This is a genomic window from Streptomyces sp. NPDC058664 (genome assembly GCF_042716635.1).
Taxonomy (GTDB): Bacteria; Actinomycetota; Actinomycetes; order Streptomycetales; family Streptomycetaceae; genus Streptomyces.
On the sequence record NZ_JBHXRW010000046.1, the window covers coordinates 24,044 to 45,020 of the forward strand.

Below are 20,977 nucleotides of genomic sequence, written 5' to 3' on the forward strand. Positions count from 1 at the left end.
AGGGGTGACCAATGTGGTGAAGGAAAGTTTCACAAGTGACGCGCCGCCCGCGCCCGCAGCCCTCGCGGCCAAGGTACGGACCCTCGCGCCGTCCATGACCCGCTCCATGCAGCGGGTCGCCGAGGCCGTCGCCGGAGACCCGGCCGGCTGCGCCGCGCTCACGGTCACCGGCCTCGCCGAGCTCACCGGCACCAGCGAGGCGACCGTCGTCCGCACCGCCCGCCTCCTCGGCTACCCCGGCTACCGCGACCTGCGGCTCGCCCTCGCCGGACTCGCCGCCCAGCAGCAGTCCGGCCGCGCGCCCGCCGTCACCGCCGACATCGCCGTCGACGACCCGATCGCCGACGTCGTCGCCAAGCTCGCCTACGACGAGCAGCAGACCCTCGCCGACACCGCCGCCGGCCTCGACACCGTCCAGCTCGGCGCCGCCGTCGCCGCCCTCGCCACCGCCCGCCGCATCGACATCTACGGCATCGGCGCCTCCGGCCTCGTCGCCCAGGACCTCGGCCAGAAACTGCTCCGCATCGGCCTCATCGCGCACGCCCACAGCGACCCGCACCTCGCCGTCACCAACGCCGTGCAGCTCCGCTCCGGCGACGTGGCCATCGCCATCACCCACTCGGGCTCCACCGGCGACGTCATAGAACCGCTGCGGGTCGCCTTCGACCACGGCGCCACCACGGTCGCGATCACCGGCCGCCCGGACGGGCCCGTCACGCAGTACGCCGACCACATCCTCACCACCTCCACCGCCCGCGAGAGCGAACTGCGCCCCGCCGCCATGTCGTCCCGGACCAGCCAACTCCTGGTGGTGGACTGCCTGTTCACCTGCGTCACCCAGCGTACGTACGAGACGGCGGCCCCCGCCCTCGCCGCCTCGTACGAAGCCCTCGCCCACCGCCACTCCCCCCGCACCCGCTGACGCCCATGCGCTGACCAAAGCGACCACCGCGACCACCGCATCGAAAGAGCCGCACGTGTCTGCTACCTACTCCGAACTCCGCGCCCAGCTCGCCACCCTCACCACCGAGGCCTTCCGCCCCGAGCTCGCCGAGATCGACCAGCTGCCCACCGCCGAGATCGCCGCGCTCATGAACAGCGAGGACCAGACCGTCCCCGCCGCCGTCGCCCGGCAGCTCCCCGCCATCGCCGCCGCCATCGACGCCACCGCCGAGCGCATGGCCCGCGGCGGACGCCTCATCTACCTGGGCGCCGGCACCGCCGGGCGTCTCGGCGTCCTCGACGCCAGCGAGTGCCCGCCCACCTTCAACACCGACCCGTCCGAGGTCGTCGGCCTCATCGCGGGCGGCCCGTCCGCCATGGTCAAGGCCGTCGAAGGCGCCGAGGACTCGAAGGAACTCGCGGCGGAGGACCTCACCGCGCTCGGCGTCACCGCCGACGACACCGTCGTCGGCATCTCCGCCTCCGGCCGCACCCCGTACGCCATCGGCGCCGTCGAGCACGCCCGCGCCCTCGGCGCCCTCACCATCGGCCTGTCCTGCAACGCGGACAGCGCGCTCGCCGCCGCCGCCGAGCACGGCATCGAGGTCGTCCCCGGCCCCGAGCTGCTCACCGGCTCGACCCGGCTCAAGGCGGGCACCGCCCAGAAGCTCGTCCTCAACATGATCTCGACGATCACGATGATCCGGCTCGGCAAGACCTACGGAAACCTGATGGTCGACGTCCGCGCCTCCAACGACAAGCTCCAGGCCCGCTCGCGGCGGATCGTCGCCCTGGCCACCGGCGCCCCGGACGAGCAGATCGAGACCGCCCTCGCCGCCGCCGACGGAGAGGTGAAGAACGCGATCCTCATGATCCTCGCCGATGTCGACGCCCCGACGGCCGCCCAGCGGCTGACCGCCTCCCGGGGGCACCTGCGCGCGGCGCTGCACGCACCCGGACCCGGGCCCACCGCGTAACCCCGGTGCGATCCCCGTAACCCCCGCAATCCCCGCGAGGACGGGACGCCCGGCCGACACCGGTCGGCCGGGCCCTTCCCTCCCCATCCCTCACGTCACCGGCAGAGGACGTCCTCGTCCGGCCGCACCCCCTCGGTCAGGAAGCGGGTCACCGCCCGGTCGCCGCAGGCGTTGCCGTTGCCCAGGTAGGCCCCGTGCCCTCCGTGGTCGACGGAGACCAGCCGGGCCCGCTCGCCGAGCGCCTCGCGCATCCGCAGCCCCTTGGAGTGCGGTGTCGCCGGGTCCCGCAGGTTCTGGATCATCAGGATGTTCGACGGACCGCGGTCGGTGACGCGTACGGGCTCCTCCACGGCCCCGCCCTTCCAGAAGGAACAGGGCGTGATGTTCGCCGGCATCCCCGCCGTCAGCGGGTGCCGCACCCGGTCCGCCGCGACCGCCCGCGCGTACGCCGGCACGGACGCCGGCCAGTTCACGTCGTTGCAGATCACGCCCACGGTGATCGCCGCCGCGTCGTCCGGCATCGCCCCCGTGAGCTCCCGCGGCAGCACCGGCTCGCCCGCCGGGTCGAGCGCCTCCGTCATCAGCCGCGCGAAGGACGGGAAGGCCGTGTCGGAGTACAGCGCGAGCTGGAAGGCCTGGAGGAACACGGCGCCCGTCAGCGACACCCCGGGCGTCGCCGTGGCGCGCGGCTCCCGGTCGAGCCGGGCCGCCAGGTCCAGTACGGCCCGCCGTACGTCCCCGGGGCGCTCCGCGAGCCGCAGCCCCTCCGCCGTCCGGTCCGGGTGCGCCGCCCAGGCCGCGAAGTCCGGCAGCCGGTCCTCGGCCCCCCGCACCATGCCCTCGAGCCAGCCGCGCGCCACCCGCCGCGGGTCCGGGTCGCTGCTGCTGTCCAGGACCCAGCGGTCGGTCCGCCCCGGGTACTTCTCGGCGTACGCCGCCGCCACGTAGGTCCCGTACGAGACGCTCCACGCCGACAGCTTCCGCTCGCCGAGCGCCTGCCGCAGCCGCTCCAGGTCCCGCACCTGGTTCGCGGTGGTGAGTCCGCGCAGCATCGCGCCGCCGTTACGGGCACAGGCCTCGGCGATCCGCTTCGACCGGGCGACGTTCTCGTCGATCCCGCCGTCCGCGCCCGGCCACGACCGCAGGGTCACCATCCAACGGTCCTCCTCGGCGAGCCCGCACCGCGCCTTCGCGGACCCGCCGACACCCCGCGGGTCGAACGCCACCAGGTCGTACGCCCCGTCCGTCTCCGCCGCCAGGGCGGCCCCCTTCTGCGCGAGCCGCTGTACCCCCGAACTCCCGGGCCCGCCGGGGATCACCATCAGCGTCCCGCGCCGCGCCTCCGGCCGCCCACCGGGCAGCCGGGACACGGCGAGACCGATCTGTTCACCGTCGGGATCGGCGTAGTCGAGGGGTACGGAGAGGGTCGCGCACCGCTGCCCCGGGAGCGGCTTCACGGCCGGGTCGCAGTCCCCCCAGTCCAGCCCGGCCGCGGTCGCGGGGACGGCCCCCGCGCCGGTGAGGGCGACACCGGCGACGGCGGCGGCGGAGAGGGCGAGCAGCAGGGCCTTGCGTCCACGGTTCGTTGTCATGCACACAGCCTCCCGAACCGGCCGCTCCCGTCCCATCCGGCAGGCACGCGGGTCAGGGGTGGGGCCAACCCCCCGTCGGTCGGAACTGGTTGGATTGCGGAATGACCGCACGTGAGGGGTACGGGAAGCACCCGGAGTACATCGCCGAAGTCCTGGACCTCCTGGGCGAGGACGTGCTGCTCCTCTCGTACGAGGAGGAGCGGGAGTTCGCCTCGGTGAGCCTGAACCGGTTCCCGGCCATCGGCTCCGCCCGGCTCGACTGGCACGGGGCCGAGGTCGTCGAGCGGCGCGACGGGTTCGACGGGGACGCGCTGGCGGCCCTCCTCGGCGCCCACGCCGGACCCGACGAGCTCGTGATCGTCTTCTGGGACAACTTCGCGGTCCCGTCGATCGGTCTGCCCGCCGCCCTGGCGGCGCGGCACGCGGGGGCGATCCTGGAACAGGGTTACGCCTGCTGGATCCTGCTCACGGACGGCGGGATCCTGATCGAGTTCCAGGACGGCGAGGGCCTGACGGCGGGAAGGCCGCCGGCCGGAACGCCCTGACGGGAACGCCCGAGGGCCCGGTCGTCACGGCCGGGCCCTCAGGGTGGGTGGGTCATCCGTCAGTAGAGACCCTTGAAGGTGTTCCAGCCGCTCGCGCCGATCAGAGCGCGCGTGCCGTACGCACCCGTGCCCGTGCCGCTGTACCGCCACAGCTTGCCGGCCGTGTCCCGCGCGACGAGGTCCGCGCGCCCGTCACCCGACAGGTCGCCGACGCCCACGAGCGAGGAGTAACCGCCCCAGCCGGCACCGACCTTCACCCGGGCGGTCACACCGCCGGTGGCGGTGCCGTGGTACCGCCACAGCACCCCGGCCGCGTCGACGCCCAGCAGGTCGCCGCGTCCGTCGCCGTTGAGGTCACCGGCGCCGACGATCCTCTTGTACGGCTTCCAGTTGCTGCCGATCTTCACCCGGGCCTTGACCCGGTGGTCGGCCGTGCCGCCGTAGAAGTACATGTCACCGGTGGACGCCTGGCGCACGACCAGGTCCGCGTACCCGTCACCGTTCACGTCACCCGGCGAGGTCAGCACGTCGTACTGTCCCCAGCCCGAGCCGACGAGCGTGTACGGCGAGGAGGCGGAGACCACCTTGCCGCACCCGGGCCGGTAGGCACGGAGCTGGTCACCGACGCGGGCGTACACGTCGGCGCACCGGTCGCCGTTCAGGTCGCCCGCCGGCACGAACGCGGAGGTCGTCGCGAACTTCGTCCCCGTACCGGCGATACGGGCCGACACCGCGCCCGTACCGGTCCCCCGGTACATCGACACCAGGCCCGCCGTGTCCATCACCAGCAGATCACCGAAACCGTCGTCCCCGGCGAGGTCGCGCCGCACGGCCTCGCCACCGCTCACGGAGAGCGCGCCGGAGACGGCGAGATCGGCGCCCTGTCCGTCGGCGGGCTTCACCGCAAGCGTCCAGGTGTGGGCCCCGTTGGCGACGAACCTGCCGGTGGCGTCCTTGCCGTCCCAGGCGGGGGCGACGGTGCCACGGCCCACGCCGGTGAGGGTGCGGACCGTCCTGCCGGTCGCCTTGTTCTTGAGCGCGAGCGACCACGTGCCGGGCTTCGACAGTGTCCAACGCGGCTTCCAGGTGGCGGACTTCAGATTCACCGACGTCGGCACGGCCGCGTCGAGGGCGGTCACGCGGCTGGTGACACCGCCGAGGCCGACGACGCGGATCGCCTGCCGGGAGTCGATGAAGGCGACGGCCCCGCCGAACCGGTCGATCGTCCAGTTCTGGCCGTAGTTGGTCACGCCGGGCGCGAGGGTTCCGAGGGTACGGGTGACGGGCGCGCCGGAGCGGACGTCGGTCACGCTCAGCGAGTCGCCGTCGCTGCCGCTGCCGGTCTCGGTGTGGGCGAGGAAGCCGTCACCCAGCTGCGGCCGGGCGTACCGGGACAGCTGGAAGCGGACCGAGGTCTTCTTCTCCCGGTCGTACACGACGGCGGACGTGTTGTCGCCGCAGCGGGCGTAGATCCACTTGCCGACGACGTCGAAGTCGAAGGTGCCGCAGTCGGTCCCGAGGTCCACGGTCGCGACGGTGGCGCCGGTGCGCAGGTCGACCGCCGTGACGGTGTCGTTCGCCGTGGACGCGGTCCAGAGCCACGTGCCCCACAGAGCCTGGTTCCTGGCCTCGGAGACCGAGAGGACCTTCCCGGTCTCGATGTCCGCGACGACCGAGCGGCTCGCGGAGTTCTCGGTGGCACGGAAGCGCACGTAGCGTCCGGCGACGTCGAGGAAGTGGGACGGCTTGAGCTGGCGCGTGGTGTCCAGTGTGATCTTGCGGGTGGTCGAGCCGAACCCGGTGGTGGCCACGTACACCGTCGGCGCGCAGGAGGAGCAGGGCGGATTCCCGCGGGACGGCGGGAGGTCGTCCGCCCCGAGGGCGACGAGGCGGCCGTCTCCGGTGTCGGTCCAACGGAACCCGACAGGCTGCGGGCCGACCGGATCGGCACACGGCGAGGTGCCGGAGGTGCCGGCGGAGGTCACGGCACAGCTCCAGACCGGGGTGGCCGTGCGCGGCTCCGTGAGGGACAGGTCGTACCCCTGGAGCGTGCGGTGGGCGTCCTCGTGCTCGGCCGTGATCCGGCCGTTCGCCATGGACAGGCCGGTCCGCCGGATCGGCTGGGGCGGGGTGCTCAGGACCTGGGCGGTGACCGGCACGCCGGCGGCGTCCAGGGTGACGCGCCGTACGCCCCAGTGGGTGGAGTCGGTGCCGCCCACGACGTACAGGGCGCCGTCCGAACCGGCCTTGAGCTCGGCGTCGGCGGCGGCGGAGACACCCAGGTCACGGGTCGCGCCGCTGGTGAGCGAGGTGGCCTTGAGCGGATGGGGCGTGTACCGGTCGCCGTAGTGGCCGACGATCCAGTCGCCGACGAGGCCGAGGCGGGCGTCGTTGCTGTACGCGTCGTTCGGCAGTTTGACGGTCGTGCCAGGGCCCGCGGGGGTGGCACGGGGGACGACGAGCGCCTCCATCGCCATCTCGCCGTACTCGCTGTAGACGACGACGTGGTCGTCGCTGAGCGCGGCCTTCAGGTAGGTGGGGAGATCGGGCCCGGTCGGCAGCGGGACGAGGACGCCGGTGGCGAAGTCGACCAGGCCGGCGGCCCGCACGGCGTCAGCCCGCGTGTAGCTGACGACAGCGCCCTCGGTGTCGAAGGCCAGGACTTTGGGGTGGCCGATGATGCGCTCGGCCGTCGTGACGGCGGCGTCCGCCGGGGCGCCCTCGCCGAGGCCCGGCAGATGGAGGGTCACGGCCCCCTCGGAGTCGGTGCTGAAGCTGAGCAGCCGGTCCGTGCCGAAGGCCCGGAGCCAGGTGTGTCCCTCGGGACGCGTGCGCGTCAGGGTCGTGCCGGTGGTCCAGTCGTGGACGGAGGCGTCCCAGTCGCCGTAAGGGCCGACGCACCCGAACCTGTCGCCGTGGAAAAGGATCATGTCGATCGAGTCGCAGGCGTCGCGGGAGGCCACCCGCCCGTCCGAGAGGCTCTGCCAGCGCAGCCCCACTGCGGGGTCGATGGTCTGGAGACCCGTACCCGCACCGAAGAGGGACTGGGGCGGTGGGGCGATGCTCGGCGGCGCGGCGACGGTCACGTCGTACGGTGCGCCGGACGCGACGGCGGGGGTGGTCGTGAGGGCCGTGAGGCCGGTGATGCCGAGGGCCGCGCTCAGCGCGAGCGCGACGGCTCTTCGGACGGACAAGTACGTGTCCCCTCGTACGGGTGCGAAGACGGGTACGACGAGGGAGGGCGGGCACGACGGGCGAAGCGGCGGCGGCAGGGCGCCGGATTCGGGCTGCGCGGGCCGGGGGCCGGCGGGACCCCCCCTGTCGGCAGCTGGATCGTACATTCACGCGAATCGACGCGCCAGAAAATTGCGCGTGGCACGACCGCGTCACATCGTCACCGCGTCACCGCGTCACCGCGTCGCATCGTCCTCAGGTGCTCCGCGAGCCGGTCGTACTGCTCCCGCACCCCCGCCTCCATGCCCGCCGCCAGCGCCTGGTCCCTGAGCTCGTTCGACGGCCAGTGGGACGTGCTGGTCAGGGCCGTGCCCCCGTCCGGGGTGGCGTCGAAGGTGAGGGTCACCCTGACCGGGTCCGCGTCCGGCATCTGTTCGAAGACCTCCGTGTAGTCGAGCCGCTCGACCGGGACGACGTCCTCGTACGTGCCCGAGAAGACGATCTCCTGGCCGTCGGGGGCACGCTGGCCCCAGCGCCAGGCGCCGCCGGCCCGGAGGTCGATGTCGACGACCGTCGTGGTCAGCCCGGACATCCCGTACCACTGCCGCACGTGCCCGGGATCCGTCCACGCCTCCCAAACCCGGTCCGGCGGGGCGTCGAAGGTGCGGGTGACGACCAGTTCGCGGTCGGCCGGTGTCGTCAGGAGGGTGACCATCGCCGTGTCCCTTCACGAAGGGGTGATTCCAGGATCACCCCGGCATCCGCGTAAAGCGAGTGAACACGTTCAAGTGCCGGGCGCTATGGTGCTCCCACGCGGCCGCCCCATCCATCGCGCGCGCCGCCGTTCCGACCTGTGGGGGGTCCCCTTGCCGCGCTCAACGCGCAGGCTTCCGCACGCCTTCGTCCGTGCGGCCGCCGTCTTCGCTCTTTCGGCGGGCGTCATCGTGCCCGCCGTCGTCCACGCCCCTGCCGCGCACGCGGACTGGCAGGGCACGTCCGGCACCACGCTGGACGACGGACGCTATCGCCTGGCGCTGCCCGCCAGCGCCCTGTGGATCAAGGTCAGCGTGCTGGCCTCCACCGCTCCGGACGCCGTCGTCCTCGCCTCCACGGAGGCACTCACCTCGGACAACTACAGCAGTTGGACGACCGAGGCGCCGATCGCCCTCCCCGAGGGCACCGCCCTCGGCGACTACCCGGTCCGGGTGGACTACCGGCTGCCCGGCGAGACCACCAAGCAGTGGACCGGCACCTACGGCCACCGGCAGCACATCGGCGTCTCCGGCCTGTCCTGGAACCGCCGCAGCACCAGCTACGACCAGCGGCAGGCCGTGCTCTCCGGCACGACCACCCTCTGGAACCCGGCCACCGGTGCCCGCACCGCCGCCCCCGAGGGCACGAAGGTGCAGGTGAAGCTGGACCTGTACGACGGCGACTCCCGCACCACCACCGCCACGGCCACCACCCGCGCGGACGGCACCTTCTCCCTGCCGGTGACGCCGAACGGCGTGGTCAACAGTGGATCCGCGACCGTGGTCACCACGGGCACCGCCGACGACCCGGACGCCCCGGCCTCCGTCCCGCACCTGGGCATCGAGGCCCTCGTCTACCGGATCAGCGCCGACGTGAACAAGTACCGCGTCCTCGCAGGATCGGACGTGCAGGTCACCGGCCACGTGGAGCGGTACACGGCCGGAGGCTGGAAGCCCTTCGCCGCCGCCCCGGTCATCGCGACCGGCAGCGAGCCGGGCTACTACGAGCGGACGGCCGTGAACGTGATCGGCGGCGCCACCTCCTCGGCGACCGGCACCTTCTCCTTCGCCGCGCGGGCGCAGTACAGCACCAGCGACGTCTACACGTCCCTGCGGCCCTCGGTGTACTACCGGGAGGGCCGCGCGTACGACCGGAGCGACATCGCCGTCCCGCAGCAGTTCTCGTACGCCCAGTACACGCTCACCCTCGACGAGTACGGGCTGGTCACCGCCAAGGGCATGGTCGGCACCAGCTACAACTGCGGCGACGGCCAGCCGGTGCAGCTCCAGGCCTCCGTCGACGGCGGACGCACCTGGCGCGTCCTGCGCTACGGAGGCACCGACTCCTCCTGCGCGTACAACCTGACCGCCCGGGTGGGCTTCGAGACCGCGCTGTACCGCGTCCACCACCCCGAGACGAACGAGTTCGTCTCCAAGACCGCCACGGCCCTGAAGCGGACCCGCCTGCACACCCGCTTCTCCGCCTTCACCATCAGCCCCACCCGGCCCGTGGTGAACGGGAAGATGACCGTCTCCGGCACCGTCCAGCGCATGGTCGGCGGAGTGTGGAAGCCGCTCGCCGGCGCCAAGCTGACCCTGGTCTACAAGCCCCGGGGCGAGAACCAGTGGTACTGGGTGAACCAGGGCGTCACCACCAACAGCTACGGCAACTTCAGCTACCGCGCCACCGCCTACGGAGACGGCTCCTGGGCCCTGTACCTCAACAGCACGGGCACCTACTACTACAGCGAGACGATTGCGAAGTACATCGATGCGCGCTGACCTCCGCCTCCCCCTGACGGCGGTCCTCACCGCCGCCGCCCTGGCCGTCACGACCGCGCCCGCCCTTGCCGACGGGACCACGGCGGCCGACACGCCCGTCGGCATCGGCCGGGCCGTCACCGACGACACCCAGCGCGGCACCTTCCGGGTGACCGCGTGGACCGACGCGGCGCAGGCCAAGGTCACCGCCGTCTCGGCCCGGATCCGGCAGGGCGACACCGTCCTCGCCGACATCCCGGCGCTCACCCCGGCGCCCTCCTGGGACCCGGCGCTCGTGAACACGTTCGTGCTGCCCGACTCGGCCACGCTGAAGCTCGTCGAGGACGGCGGCGGCATCCCGGCCCTCGGCACGTACTCCATCGACGTCACCGCCACCGACTCGCTGGGCAACAAGGAGACCCGCACCGACGCCGGACAGCTCGACTTCCGGCTGCGCCCCGAGCTCTCCGTCTTCACCCTCGGCAAGCCCACCTACGCCGACCGCAACGCCCGCCCCGCGGGCGCGCTCGTCGGCATCCAGCCCGGCTCGGGGGACGTGGTGCCGCTCGCCGGCGAGACGGTCTCCGTCCAGCGGATCACCCCGGTGAAGACCCCCGCCCAGGAGGTGTTCACCGACGGTTCCGGCGGCTTCGCCGGGGCCCCGTATCCGATCTCCACCGAGGAGTTCGACCACGGGAGCACCTTCGTGGCGACGTTCACGGGGGACTCCGCCCAGGTCCACGGCAGAACCGAGCAGTACCGCCAGGTCCACGAGTGGATCCCGCGCAAGGTGCTCGTCACGGCCGCGTCCGACAAGAGGCGGGCGCTCAACGGCGAGACCGTCACGATCAGCGGCCGGATGACCGACCCGGCGGCCGGGAACGCTCCGGTCCCCCATCACCCGGTCCGGGTGCGCCTCGGCGCCCCCCGGTACGGCATCGGCACGCCCGTCACCGTCCTCACGGGTGCGGACGGCCGGTACGTCGCACGGCTCGTCGCCGCCTCGGGCAGGGAGGCGGGCGGCTGGACGGTCGACTCCCCCGACCGCTACCTGAGCTACGACCCCGTCTACGGGGCGCTCGCCATCCCCGTGGAGTCCCGTACCGACCTCACCTCCGTCGGCCTCTCCGCCGACGGCCGGGTCACGGTCTCCGGCACCTTCCGCGCCACGTACGAGAAGGACTACTTCCCGACGACGCAGTACATCCAGCTGGAGCAGTCCGTCATCGGCGGCTGGAAGCGGATCGCCACGGCGAGCGTGAACTCCGCCTACTACAACGACTTCACGCTCTCGGCCGCGAGCCGGGGCGGCTGGTACCGCGTCCGGCACCTGACCACCGACCAGTTCGCCGAGTCCGGCTCCGGTTCGTTCCGGCTCGTCCGCAACGACACCCGGATCGTCTCCCTGAACGCCGGCCCCGAGCCGGTCGTCAAGGGCGGGTACGTGACCGTCACCGGCGGGCTCCAGCACTACTGGGACGGGGCCTGGCGGGCGTACGGGAACGCCCCGGTCGTCGTGCAGTTCCAGCCGCGGGGCACCACGACCTGGAAGCAGGTCGCGACCGGCCGGGCCGCCGCGAACGGCAAGGTCTCGCTCCGGGTGAAGGCCACCGCGGACGGCTCCTGGCGCATCCGCCACTACGGCGACTACCGGCACTTCAGCTCCCCGGCCGCGGCCGGCGGCGACTACGTCGACGTGCGCTGATCACCGCTGCCGAGAAACGCCCGAGGGCGGCACCCCCTGGTGGGGGTGCCGCCCTCGTTCCGTTCTTCGCGTTCAGCGATGAACCACCGATCCCGGAGGATCAGAAGTCCATGTCACCGCCCGGCATGCCGCCGCCGGCCGGCGCGGACGCCTTCTCCGGCTTGTCGGCGATGACGGCCTCGGTGGTGAGGAACAGCGCGGCGATCGACGCGGCGTTCTGCAGCGCGGAGCGCGTGACCTTCGCCGGGTCGATGATGCCCTCGGCGATGAGGTCGACGTACTCGTTGGTCGCGGCGTTCAGGCCGTGGCCGACGGGCAGGTTGCGGACCTTCTCCGCCACGACGCCGCCCTCGAGGCCGGCGTTGATCGCGATCTGCTTCAGCGGGGCCTCGAGGGCCAGCTTCACGATGTTCGCGCCCGTGGCCTCGTCGCCCGTGAGGTCGGCCTCGAGCTTCTCGAAGACCGAGGAGGCCTGGAGCAGGGCCACGCCACCGCCGGCGACGATGCCCTCCTCGACGGCCGCCTTCGCGTTGCGAACGGCGTCCTCGATGCGGTGCTTGCGCTCCTTGAGCTCGACCTCGGTCGCGGCGCCGGCCTTGATGACCGCGACACCGCCGGCGAGCTTCGCCAGGCGCTCCTGCAGCTTCTCGCGGTCGTAGTCCGAGTCGCTGTTCTCGATCTCGGCGCGGATCTGGTTCACGCGACCGGCGACCTGCTCGCTGTCACCGGCACCGTCGACGATGGTGGTCTCGTCCTTGGTGATGACGACCTTGCGGGCGCGGCCCAGCAGGTCGAGGCCCGCGTTCTCCAGCTTGAGGCCGACCTCCTCGGAGATGACCGTGCCGCCGGTGAGGATGGCGATGTCGTTCAGCATCGCCTTGCGGCGGTCGCCGAAGCCCGGAGCCTTGACCGCGACGGACTTGAAGGTGCCGCGGATCTTGTTGACGACCAGGGTCGACAGGGCCTCGCCCTCGACGTCCTCGGCGATGATCAGCAGCGGCTTGCCCGACTGCATGACCTTCTCCAGGAGCGGGAGCAGGTCCTTCACGGAGGAGATCTTGGAGTTGACGATCAGGAGGTACGGGTCGTCGAGCGACGCCTCCATGCGCTCCATGTCGGTGGCGAAGTACGCCGAGATGTAGCCCTTGTCGAAGCGCATGCCCTCGGTGAGCTCGAGCTCGAGACCGAAGGTCTGCGACTCCTCGACGGTGATGACGCCTTCCTTGCCGACCTTGTCCATCGCCTCGGCGATGAGCTCGCCGATCTGGGTGTCGGCGGCGGAGATGGAGGCCGTGGAAGCGATCTGCTCCTTGGTCTCGACATCCTTCGCCTGCTCGAGGAGGGCGCCGGAGACGGCCTCGACGGCCTTCTCGATGCCGCGCTTGAGGGCCATCGGGTTGGCACCGGCGGCGACGTTGCGGAGGCCCTCGCGGACGAGCGCCTGGGCGAGAACGGTGGCGGTGGTCGTACCGTCGCCGGCGACGTCGTCCGTCTTCTTGGCGACTTCCTTGACCAGCTCGGCGCCGATCTTCTCGTACGGGTCCTCGAGCTCGATCTCCTTGGCGATGGAGACACCATCGTTGGTGATCGTGGGGGCGCCCCACTTCTTCTCGAGGACGACGTTGCGGCCCTTGGGGCCGAGGGTGACCTTGACGGCGTCAGCGAGCTGGTTCATGCCGCGCTCGAGACCGCGCCGGGCCTCCTCGTCGAACGCGATGATCTTGGCCATGTGAAGTGGTCCTCCCGGACATGGGGTGGATAACGCTCCAGGACCGCGCCGACGCCCGCGACGGACGGCCTCCGCAACTCCGTGTGGTTCCTTGCCCCACCCGGCCGGCGACCTCGTCGTGCTCGATCCTCGTAGCACTCTCACCTTCCGAGTGCTAACGCCAATGATTAGCACTCGACCCATGCGAGTGCAAGCGACTCTCGACGATCGGGACGGTGATCGGGGCGCGGATCGAGCGGCGTCCGAGCGCGGACCGAGCGGCTCCGGAAGGCGGACCGGGCGGTGCCGGAACGCGGACCGGACCGCGCCGGAACGCACGAGGGGCCCGCGTCCCCTCAGGGATGCGGGCCCCTCGACGGCGTTGCGTCGGTGGCCGATCGCGCCGCGCTCAGACGGCGAGCTTGACCATGTCCGCCTGCGGACCCTTCTGGCCCTGCGAGATCTCGAACTCGACTCGCTGTCCCTCTTCGAGGCTGCGGTAGCCATCCATCTGGATCGCGCTGTAGTGGACGAAAACATCCGCACCACCGTCGACCGCGATGAAGCCGTAGCCCTTCTCCGCGTTGAACCACTTGACGGTGCCCTGAGCCATGCCTAACTCCCCTATTACTGGCCCTTGCGCGGGACCGCACTTCGCGGACCCGGGTCAGACCCTGCGCCGGAACGCGTCGACCGCGGCTGAATGTATCTGCCCAACTGCCCTCTGCAACAGGTCATTCGAGCGAGAATTCTGGGCGTCACGGAAAGGCGAATAGGGGAGAATTCGCTGGATCACGGGGCAAGTCGGGCCCGGCAAATCGCGCAGAAGGTACACAACGCGCAGGCACTTTGGCTGCTTCTTGTCGCGCGGCGACGCATTCTCATATGCGTCCGGCATGGGCAGCGGAGGGGACTTCCCCAACTCTACCCCGCTCAACCATGCAGAATTGCCCCTTCCGCTTTATGGCGCGGAAGGGGCAATTCGAGATCTTCGAGAAAGATGGGGCAGTTGATAAGGCTCAGCAGCCGCCGGCACTGTGCCCGACGGTCAGCCTCCGGCGACGGCCGGGATGATCGAGACGCCCGCGCCGGCCGGGGTGGCCGTCTCCAGACCCTGCTCGAAGCGCACGTCGTCGTCGTTCACGTAGACGTTGACGAAGCGGCGCAGCTTGCCCTGGTCGTCCAGGACGCGGGCGGCGATGCCCTTGTGGTTCTTCTCCAGGTCCGCGATGACCTCGGCGAGGGTCGCGCCCTCGGCCTCGACCTCGGACCGACCGCCCGTGTAGGTGCGGAGGATGGTGGGGATGCGGACGTTCACGGCCATGTCTTCGTAACCTTTCAGAGGGCCAGGCCGGCGTCGCGGAACGCGTCCAGGCTCGGGCGGATGGTGACGGTCGCCTGAGAGGTGTCGGCCACCGCGTCCAGGGTCTTGAGTCCGTCGCCGGTGTTGAGGACGACGGTGGTGAGGTTCGGGTCGATCAGACCGGCCTCGACGAGCTTCTTCGTGACGCCGACGGTCACACCGCCCGCGGTCTCGGCGAAGATGCCCTCGGTCTGCGCGAGCAGCCTGATCGCGTCCACGACCTGCTCGTCGTTCACGTCCTCCACGGCGCCGCCGGTGCGGCGGGCGATGTCGAGGACGTACGGGCCGTCGGCCGGGTTGCCGATCGCGAGGGACTTGGCGATGGTGTTCGGCTTCTGGGGCCGTACGACGTCGTGGCCGGCCTTGAAGGCCACCGACACCGGGGAGCAGCCCTCGGCCTGGGCGCCGAAGATCTTGTACGGCTTGTCCTCGACGAGGCCCAGCTTGATGAGCTCCTGCAGACCCTTGTCGATCTTCGTCAGCTGCGAGCCCGAGGCGATCGGGATGACGAGCTGGTCGGGGATGACCCAGCCGAGCTGCTCGCAGATCTCGTACGCCAGCGTCTTGGAGCCCTCGCCGTAGTACGGGCGGAGGTTGACGTTGACGAAGCCCCAGCCCTCGCCGAGCGGGTCGCCGATGAGCTCCGAGCAGAAGCGGTTGACGTCGTCGTAGTTGCCCTCGATGGCGACGAGGTCACCGCCGTAGACACCGGCCATGACGACCTTGCCCTGCTCCAGGTCGTGCGGGATGAACACGCAGGAGCGGAAGCCGGCGCGGGCGGCGGCGGCGCCGACGGCGCCGGCCAGGTTGCCGGTGGAGGAGCAGGAGAGGGTGGTGAAGCCGAAGGCGCGGGCGGCCTCGATGGCCTGGGCCACGACCCGGTCCTTGAAGGAGTGGGTCGGGTTGCCGGAGTCGTCCTTGACGAAGAGCTTGCCGGGGGCGACGCCGAGCTCGCGGCCGAGGTTGTCGGCCTGGACGAGCTTGGTCCAGCCCGGGTTCAGGTTCGGCTTGTCGGCGACGTCGGCGGGGACGGGCAGCAGGGGGGCGTAGCGCCAGATGTTGGCGGGGCCGGCCTCGATCTGCTTGCGCAGCGCCTCGGGGTCACCGGTGGGGAGCTCGTACGCGACTTCGAGCGGTCCGAAGCAGAGTTCGCAGGCGAAGATCGGACCGAGGGCGAAGACTTCACCGCATTCGCGACAGGAAAGCCCGGAAGCGGGACCGAGGTCGACGGTGGTGGCGGGGGTGGCGGTCTGTACAGCCATGGAGGCGAGGCCCTTTCTCCTCATCTTTCCCATGACGAATTTTTCGCCATGAGACGGATTTGGCACCTTCCCTAGCCGGGAGCCTCGCGCAAACAAGCTGCGTCCGTCAGGACACCACTAGGGGTGGTGGCCGGGAGACGGGTGGGCGAGTAACCGACTGGAGGGTTGCCGGGGCTTCAACGGGCCGTTTCCCTCTGCCCCTCTGGATGAGCGGTATTCGATTGTGAAGCGCGGTGAAGTCGGTCGCCGACTTCGTTCCTGTGCTCCGACGCGGTCGGCACCCCGACGTGCATCGGGGATCCGCGTTGTTCAAGACTGTAACCGAAGGCCCGGACGCTTGGACCGGCCGTCCGAACCGCGAGATGGAGATCACGTGCTGGAAGAGGTGGAGCGCTGGCTGGGCCGGCGGTCCTGGTCCGTGGCGGACCGGCCGCTGGAGCGGATCCTCGCCGCCAAGCGCTCGACGCGCGTCAGCGTGGTGCTGCCCGCGCTGAACGAGGAGGCGACGGTGGGGGACATCGTCGCCGTGATCCGGCGCGAGCTGATGAGCGAGTCGGTGCCGCTCGTCGACGAGCTGGTGGTGATCGACTCGGGCTCCACGGACCGTACGGCGGAGGTGGCGGCGGCGGCCGGGGCACGGGTGGTCGCGCGGGACGCGATACTCCCCCGGATACCGGCGGTGCCGGGCAAGGGCGAGGTCCTGTGGCGGTCGCTGATGGTGACGAGCGGGGACGTCGTCTGTTTCGTGGACGCGGACCTGCGGGACTTCTCCGCGGACTTCGTGACGGGGATCGTGGGCCCGCTCCTGACGGACCCCGACGTCGACTTCGTGAAGGCGATGTACGACCGGCCCTTCGGAGACACCCCTGGTCAGGGCGGCAGGGTGACGGAACTGGTGGCCCGTCCCCTCCTCAATCTGCACTGGCCGCAGCTGGCCGGTCTCGTGCAGCCGCTGGGCGGCGAGTACGCGGCACGGCGCTCGCTGCTCGAACGGCTGCCGTTCCCTGTCGGTTACGGAGTGGAGCTGGGGCTGCTCGTGGACGCCCTGCACACGGTGGGGCTCGACGCCCTCGCGCAGGTGGACGTGGGGGTGCGCAAGCACCGGCACCAGGACGGGCAGGCGCTCGGCCGGATGGCGGCGGCGATCTACCGGACGGCGCAGCTGCGGCTGTCGCGGGGGCATCTGGTCCGGCCGTGGCTGACCCAGTTCGAGCGCGGCGAGAAGGGCTTCGAGCCGCGGACGTACGCGGTGGACACCGAGGAGCGGCCGCCGATGGCCGAGATCGCGGAGTACGCGCGCCGCCGCGTGGCGTAACGCCCTACGATGATCCGTTTTGCCTACATTTCCCTTCTATGCGCTTCAGACACCATCACCTGGGAAGGGTGCTCGCGGCCGTCGGACTGGTGACGGGCTCGTTCGCGTTCGCCACGGCCGGACCGGCCGCGGCAAACGTGGCCGAGCCCGTCGGCGAGCGGTACGAGGGGTCGCTGTACGGCGGCACCCACGTGCCGTCGGCCCTCGCCTTCTCCGTACCGGTTCCCGACCCGGAGACCACCCGGGCGGACCCGCGCACGGTGAAGCGAACCCCTACTCCCTCCCCGGCGCCCCCGGCACCCGGTCCCCGGGGCGACGGCGGCTCGACGGCCGGGACAGGCGGCAACACCGAGCGGCTCTGGCTGCTCGGCGCCCTGGCGCTCGCCCTCGCGGCGACGGGCCTGGTGGCGAGGGCGGCGACGCGCGGCGGAGGCGACCGACCCGCGTGACCCGCGTGACCTGCTTGACCTGCGGCTACGGGGCCGCGACCTGCTTGACCTGCGGCTACGGGGCGTGGCCGGATCCCCCCGTCTCGTATACGTACGTTTGAGCGTTTACGGGACGGGCTAGGTTCGCCCCATGGCTACTGTGCTGGTCGCATCAAACCGTGGACCCGTCTCGTACACGCTGGGCGAGGACGGTTCGCTCGACGCCCGCAGGGGCGGGGGCGGCCTGGTCTCGGGCCTGAGCGCCGTGTCCTCCCAGGAGAGCGTGTGGGTGTGCGCGGCGCTCGGGGAGGGCGACCGGGAAGCGGTCCGGCGCGGGGTCGGCGAGCCCGGCGTACGGATGCTGGACATCGACCCGGAGGTGTACGCCGACGCGTACAACGGCATCGCGAACTCGGTGCTGTGGTTCCTCCACCACCACCTCTACGACATCCCGCGCGAGCCGGTGTTCGACGCGGCGTTCCGGCGCCGCTGGGAGTCGTACCGGGCCTACAACCGCGCCTTCGCGGAGGCGCTGGCCGCCGAGGCGGACGAGGGCGCGGCGGTCCTGGTCCAGGACTACCACCTGGCCCTGGTCCCGGGGCAGCTCCGCGACCTCCGCCCCGACCTGCGGATCGCCCACTTCACCCACACCCCGTGGGCCTCCCCCGAGTACCTGCGGATGCTGCCGGGGGACGTCCGCGAGGAACTCCTGTGGGGGATGCTCGGCGCGGACCGGCTGGGCTTCCACACCTGGGACTGGGCGACGGAGTTCCTGCGGGGCTCCGGCCTCGACACCGCGACCGGGGTGGCGGACCCCTCGTTCCCGGGCGGCGACCCCCGCGGGTGGGTGACGCACCGGCGGGGGACGGAACCGGAGCGGACCACCCGGGTCGAGGTGTACCCGCTGGGCGTCGACGCCGACGAGCTGCGGGCGCTCGCGCACCGGCCCGAGGTGGACGAGCGGCTGACGCGGCTGCGCGAGGAGGTCGGCGGCCGGAAGACCGTCGTCCGCGTGGACCGCACCGAGCTGTCGAAGAACATCCTGCGCGGCCTCCTCGCCTACCGCGAGCTGCTCACCACCCGCCCCGAGTGGCGCGACCGGATCGTCCACCTGGCCTCGGCGTACCCGTCCCGCCAGGACCTGGAGTCGTACCGGACGTACACGGCCTCGGTGACGAGGCTGGCGGACGAGATCAACACCGAGTTCGGCACGGCCGACTGGCAGCCGGTCATCGTCTCGGTCCAGGACGACTTCACCCGCTCCCTGGCCGCCTACCGCCTCGCGGACGTGGCCCTGGTGAACCCGGTGCGCGACGGCATGAACCTGGTCGCGAAAGAGATACCGGTGGTCTCGGAAGCGGGCTGCGCACTGGTCCTGTCGACGGGCGCGGGCGCGTACGAGGAACTGCGCGAGGACGCCCTGACCGTGAACCCCTACGACGTGTCGGAGACCGCCGAAGCCCTCCACAAGGCCCTGTCGATGCCCCCGGCCGAACGGGCGGACCGCACCAAGCGCCTCGCGGCGGCCGCCACCGCCCTGCCCCCGCAGCGCTGGTTCCTGGACCAGCTGGAGGCGCTGCGGGAGTCCTGAGCGCGGTGAGACCCGTGACGGGCGCAGCTCAGTGGCGCCCGGAACGAAAGTCGGGAAGGCTGCGGCGCATGGTTTCAGTAGTGCAGAACGTGGCGATCGACTGTGCGGACGCCTATGAGCTGGCCCGGTTCTGGAGCGGTGTGACGGACCGTCCGCTGGATCCGGACGCCGGGCCGGGCGACCGGGAGACCCAGGTGCCGCTCGCGGAGGGACCGGTGCTGTACTTCAACCAGGTGCCCGAGGCCAAGACGGTCAAGAATCGTGTCCATCTCTGTCTGCGCCCCGAGACCTCGCGCGATCAGGAGGTGGACCGGCTGCTGGGCCTCGGCGCCACCTTCGTCGCCGATCACCGGAACCCCGACGGTTCGGGCTGGGCGGTCCTCGCCGATCCCGAGGGCAACGAATTCTGCGTTCTGCGCAGCGACTCCGACCGAGCCGCCGTGAACACCTGACGCGGGCCCGTCCGGAGGCCGGACTCAGCGGGAGCCTTCCCGCTGCTCCCTCCCCCACGCCGCCAGCGGTTCGAGGGCCTCGTTGAGGCGGATGCCGTCCTTCGTGAGGGCGTACTCGACGCGGGGTGGCACCTCGTCGTACGAGACGCGGTCCACGATGCCGTCCGCCTCCATCTCGCGGAGGTGGGAGGCGAGGACCTTCTCGGTGATGCCCGGGACCAGCCGGCGCAGCTCGCCGAAGCGGCGGTGCGGCTGCTGGTGGAGGGCCCAGAGGATGAGGACCTTCCACTTGCCGCCGATCACCTCCATCGCGGTGTCGATGCCGCAGACGTGTCCGTCGTCCGCTCCCGGCCTGTTCAGCGTCGCCATGCGTCCCCCTCCGGCCTGTTCGCTCACCTCAGGGTAACCACCCACTCCGAAGTGGGTACTTGAGCAGGTCGGAGGCCTGCCGCAGCCTTGTGGACATGACGCAGAACACCGCAGTGAAGTCCCCCGTCACCCTCCTCGGCCTCGGTGCGATGGGCACCGCCCTGGCCCGTACCTGGCTCGACGCGGGTCACCCGCTCACCGTCTGGAACCGCACCCCGGCCCGCGCGGAGGCGCTCGCCGCCGAGGGCGCGAAGGCCGCGGACAGCGCGGCCGCGGCCGTCGCCGCCGGCACCCTCGTCGTCGTCTGCCTCCTCGACGACGCCTCCGTCGGCGCCGCCCTCGACGGCGTCGACCTGACCGGCAAGGACCTCGTCAACCTGACCACCACGACCCCCGCCCAGGCCCGGGCCCGCGCCGCCTGGGCCGAGGAGCGGGGCGCCCGCTACCTGGACGGCGGGATCATGGCCGTACCGCCGATGGTCGGTGTCCCGGAGGCCGGCGGGTACGTCTTCTACAGCGGCTCGCGCGAGCTGTTCGAGGAGCACCGGGAGACCCTTGCCGTGCCGGTCGGCACGAGCTACGTCGGTGAGGACGCCGGTTTCGCGGCGCTGCACGACGTGGCCCTGCTGAGCGCGATGTACGGGATGTTCGGGGGCCTCGCGCACGCCTTCTCCCTGATCCGGGGGGAGGCCATCGACCCGGCCGCGTTCGGCCCGCTGCTCTCGGGCTGGATCGCGGCGATGGCAGGCCCCGCCGTGCTGCAGACCGCCGCCCAGCTGAAGAGCGGCGACTACACCACGGACGTGGTCTCCAACCTGGCGATGCAGGTGGCCGGCACGCGGACGCTGCTGACCACGGCCGAGGAGCAGGGCGTGAGCCCGGAGCTGATCCAGCCGTACTTCGAGCTGATGCGCCGCCGGCTCGCCGCGGGCAGCGGCGAGGAGGACCTGACGGGCGTGGTGGACCTCCTTCGCCGGTGATCCGCGACCGTCGATCCGGTAATCCGTGACCGTTGATCGGTACGACATCTCCTCCTGAGGG

General features: G+C 71.6%; 18 protein-coding genes and 1 riboswitch. Of the genes, 10 read left to right on the top strand and 8 right to left on the bottom strand.

Translation table 11 applies throughout. The features are described from left to right. Positions 1–4 precede the first annotated feature (4 nt). Positions 5–922, top strand: coding sequence for a MurR/RpiR family transcriptional regulator (locus ACFWUY_RS29985; RefSeq protein WP_384116678.1), 918 nt, complete (start codon positions 5–7; stop codon positions 920–922). 55 nt (positions 923–977) lie between these two features. Then, positions 978–1,919, top strand: a complete 942-nt coding sequence (murQ, locus tag ACFWUY_RS29990; RefSeq protein WP_384116681.1) for an N-acetylmuramic acid 6-phosphate etherase — start codon at positions 978–980, stop codon at positions 1,917–1,919. A 95-nt stretch (positions 1,920–2,014) separates the two neighbouring features. On the opposite strand, the gene ACFWUY_RS29995 is transcribed toward murQ, so the two are convergent. Further along, entirely contained in the window at positions 2,015–3,511 is a 1,497-nt protein-coding gene (locus ACFWUY_RS29995; protein WP_384116684.1) for an alpha/beta hydrolase, read from the bottom strand. A gap of 101 nt (positions 3,512–3,612) precedes the next feature. On the opposite strand from ACFWUY_RS29995, the gene ACFWUY_RS30000 reads away from it, so the two are divergent. Continuing rightward, the gene (locus ACFWUY_RS30000; protein ID WP_384116687.1) at positions 3,613–4,056 is read left to right on the top strand and encodes a hypothetical protein; all 444 of its coding nucleotides are present in this window, start codon (positions 3,613–3,615) and stop codon (positions 4,054–4,056) included. A gap of 59 nt (positions 4,057–4,115) precedes the next feature. Here ACFWUY_RS30000 and ACFWUY_RS30005 read toward each other — a convergent pair whose 3' ends face one another. Then, positions 4,116–7,250, bottom strand: a complete 3,135-nt coding sequence (locus ACFWUY_RS30005; RefSeq protein ID WP_384116690.1) for an FG-GAP-like repeat-containing protein — start codon at positions 7,248–7,250, stop codon at positions 4,116–4,118. Positions 7,251–7,450: 200 nt separating this feature from the next. After that, positions 7,451–7,945: an SRPBCC domain-containing protein gene (locus ACFWUY_RS30010; protein ID WP_384116692.1), complete on the bottom strand. Its 495-nt coding sequence runs from the start codon at positions 7,943–7,945 to the stop codon at positions 7,451–7,453. Between the two features lie 151 nt (positions 7,946–8,096). Between ACFWUY_RS30010 and ACFWUY_RS30015 the strand changes: the two genes are divergently transcribed. Beyond that, positions 8,097–9,764, top strand: a complete 1,668-nt coding sequence (locus tag ACFWUY_RS30015; RefSeq protein WP_384116695.1) for a hypothetical protein — start codon at positions 8,097–8,099, stop codon at positions 9,762–9,764. Continuing rightward, positions 9,754–11,448 carry a hypothetical protein gene (locus tag ACFWUY_RS30020; protein ID WP_384116697.1) on the top strand — a complete coding sequence of 565 codons (1,695 nt, stop codon included), beginning with the start codon at positions 9,754–9,756 and terminating at the stop codon, positions 11,446–11,448. The genes ACFWUY_RS30015 and ACFWUY_RS30020 overlap by 11 nt, the downstream gene beginning before the upstream one ends. A gap of 100 nt (positions 11,449–11,548) precedes the next feature. Here ACFWUY_RS30020 and groL read toward each other — a convergent pair whose 3' ends face one another. From groL to thrC, 4 genes are all read right to left on the bottom strand, one after another. Further along, a complete protein-coding gene (gene groL / locus ACFWUY_RS30025) occupies positions 11,549–13,177 on the bottom strand; it encodes a chaperonin GroEL (RefSeq protein WP_384116700.1) in 1,629 nt (542 codons plus the stop codon). A 388-nt stretch (positions 13,178–13,565) separates the two neighbouring features. Next, the gene (locus tag ACFWUY_RS30030) at positions 13,566–13,769 is read right to left on the bottom strand and encodes a cold-shock protein (protein WP_015035246.1); all 204 of its coding nucleotides are present in this window, start codon (positions 13,767–13,769) and stop codon (positions 13,566–13,568) included. 435 nt (positions 13,770–14,204) lie between these two features. Further along, a complete protein-coding gene (locus tag ACFWUY_RS30035; RefSeq protein ID WP_384116703.1) occupies positions 14,205–14,480 on the bottom strand; it encodes a MoaD/ThiS family protein in 276 nt (91 codons plus the stop codon). 14 nt (positions 14,481–14,494) lie between these two features. Further along, positions 14,495–15,781, bottom strand: a complete 1,287-nt coding sequence (gene thrC, locus ACFWUY_RS30040; protein WP_384116705.1) for a threonine synthase — start codon at positions 15,779–15,781, stop codon at positions 14,495–14,497. Positions 15,782–15,798: 17 nt separating this feature from the next. Continuing rightward, positions 15,799–15,994, bottom strand: a riboswitch (SAM riboswitch). A gap of 160 nt (positions 15,995–16,154) precedes the next feature. On the opposite strand from thrC, the gene ACFWUY_RS30045 reads away from it, so the two are divergent. From ACFWUY_RS30045 to ACFWUY_RS30060, 4 genes are all read left to right on the top strand, one after another. After that, positions 16,155–17,096 (top strand): glucosyl-3-phosphoglycerate synthase, encoded by a 942-nt coding sequence (locus ACFWUY_RS30045; protein ID WP_384116707.1) that lies wholly within the window; start codon positions 16,155–16,157, stop codon positions 17,094–17,096. Between the two features lie 38 nt (positions 17,097–17,134). Then, positions 17,135–17,545 (top strand): hypothetical protein, encoded by a 411-nt coding sequence (locus tag ACFWUY_RS30050; RefSeq protein ID WP_384116710.1) that lies wholly within the window; start codon positions 17,135–17,137, stop codon positions 17,543–17,545. Between the two features lie 130 nt (positions 17,546–17,675). Next, positions 17,676–19,115, top strand: coding sequence for a trehalose-6-phosphate synthase (locus ACFWUY_RS30055; RefSeq protein ID WP_384116713.1), 1,440 nt, complete (start codon positions 17,676–17,678; stop codon positions 19,113–19,115). A 68-nt stretch (positions 19,116–19,183) separates the two neighbouring features. Continuing rightward, on the top strand, positions 19,184–19,567 hold the full coding sequence (locus ACFWUY_RS30060; RefSeq protein ID WP_384116717.1) for a VOC family protein: 384 nt from the start codon (positions 19,184–19,186) through the stop codon (positions 19,565–19,567). Between the two features lie 24 nt (positions 19,568–19,591). On the opposite strand, the gene ACFWUY_RS30065 is transcribed toward ACFWUY_RS30060, so the two are convergent. Further along, positions 19,592–19,936 carry a winged helix-turn-helix transcriptional regulator gene (locus tag ACFWUY_RS30065; protein WP_384116720.1) on the bottom strand — a complete coding sequence of 115 codons (345 nt, stop codon included), beginning with the start codon at positions 19,934–19,936 and terminating at the stop codon, positions 19,592–19,594. Positions 19,937–20,031: 95 nt separating this feature from the next. On the opposite strand from ACFWUY_RS30065, the gene ACFWUY_RS30070 reads away from it, so the two are divergent. Further along, positions 20,032–20,916, top strand: a complete 885-nt coding sequence (locus ACFWUY_RS30070) for an NAD(P)-dependent oxidoreductase (protein ID WP_384116723.1) — start codon at positions 20,032–20,034, stop codon at positions 20,914–20,916. Positions 20,917–20,977 lie beyond the last annotated feature (61 nt).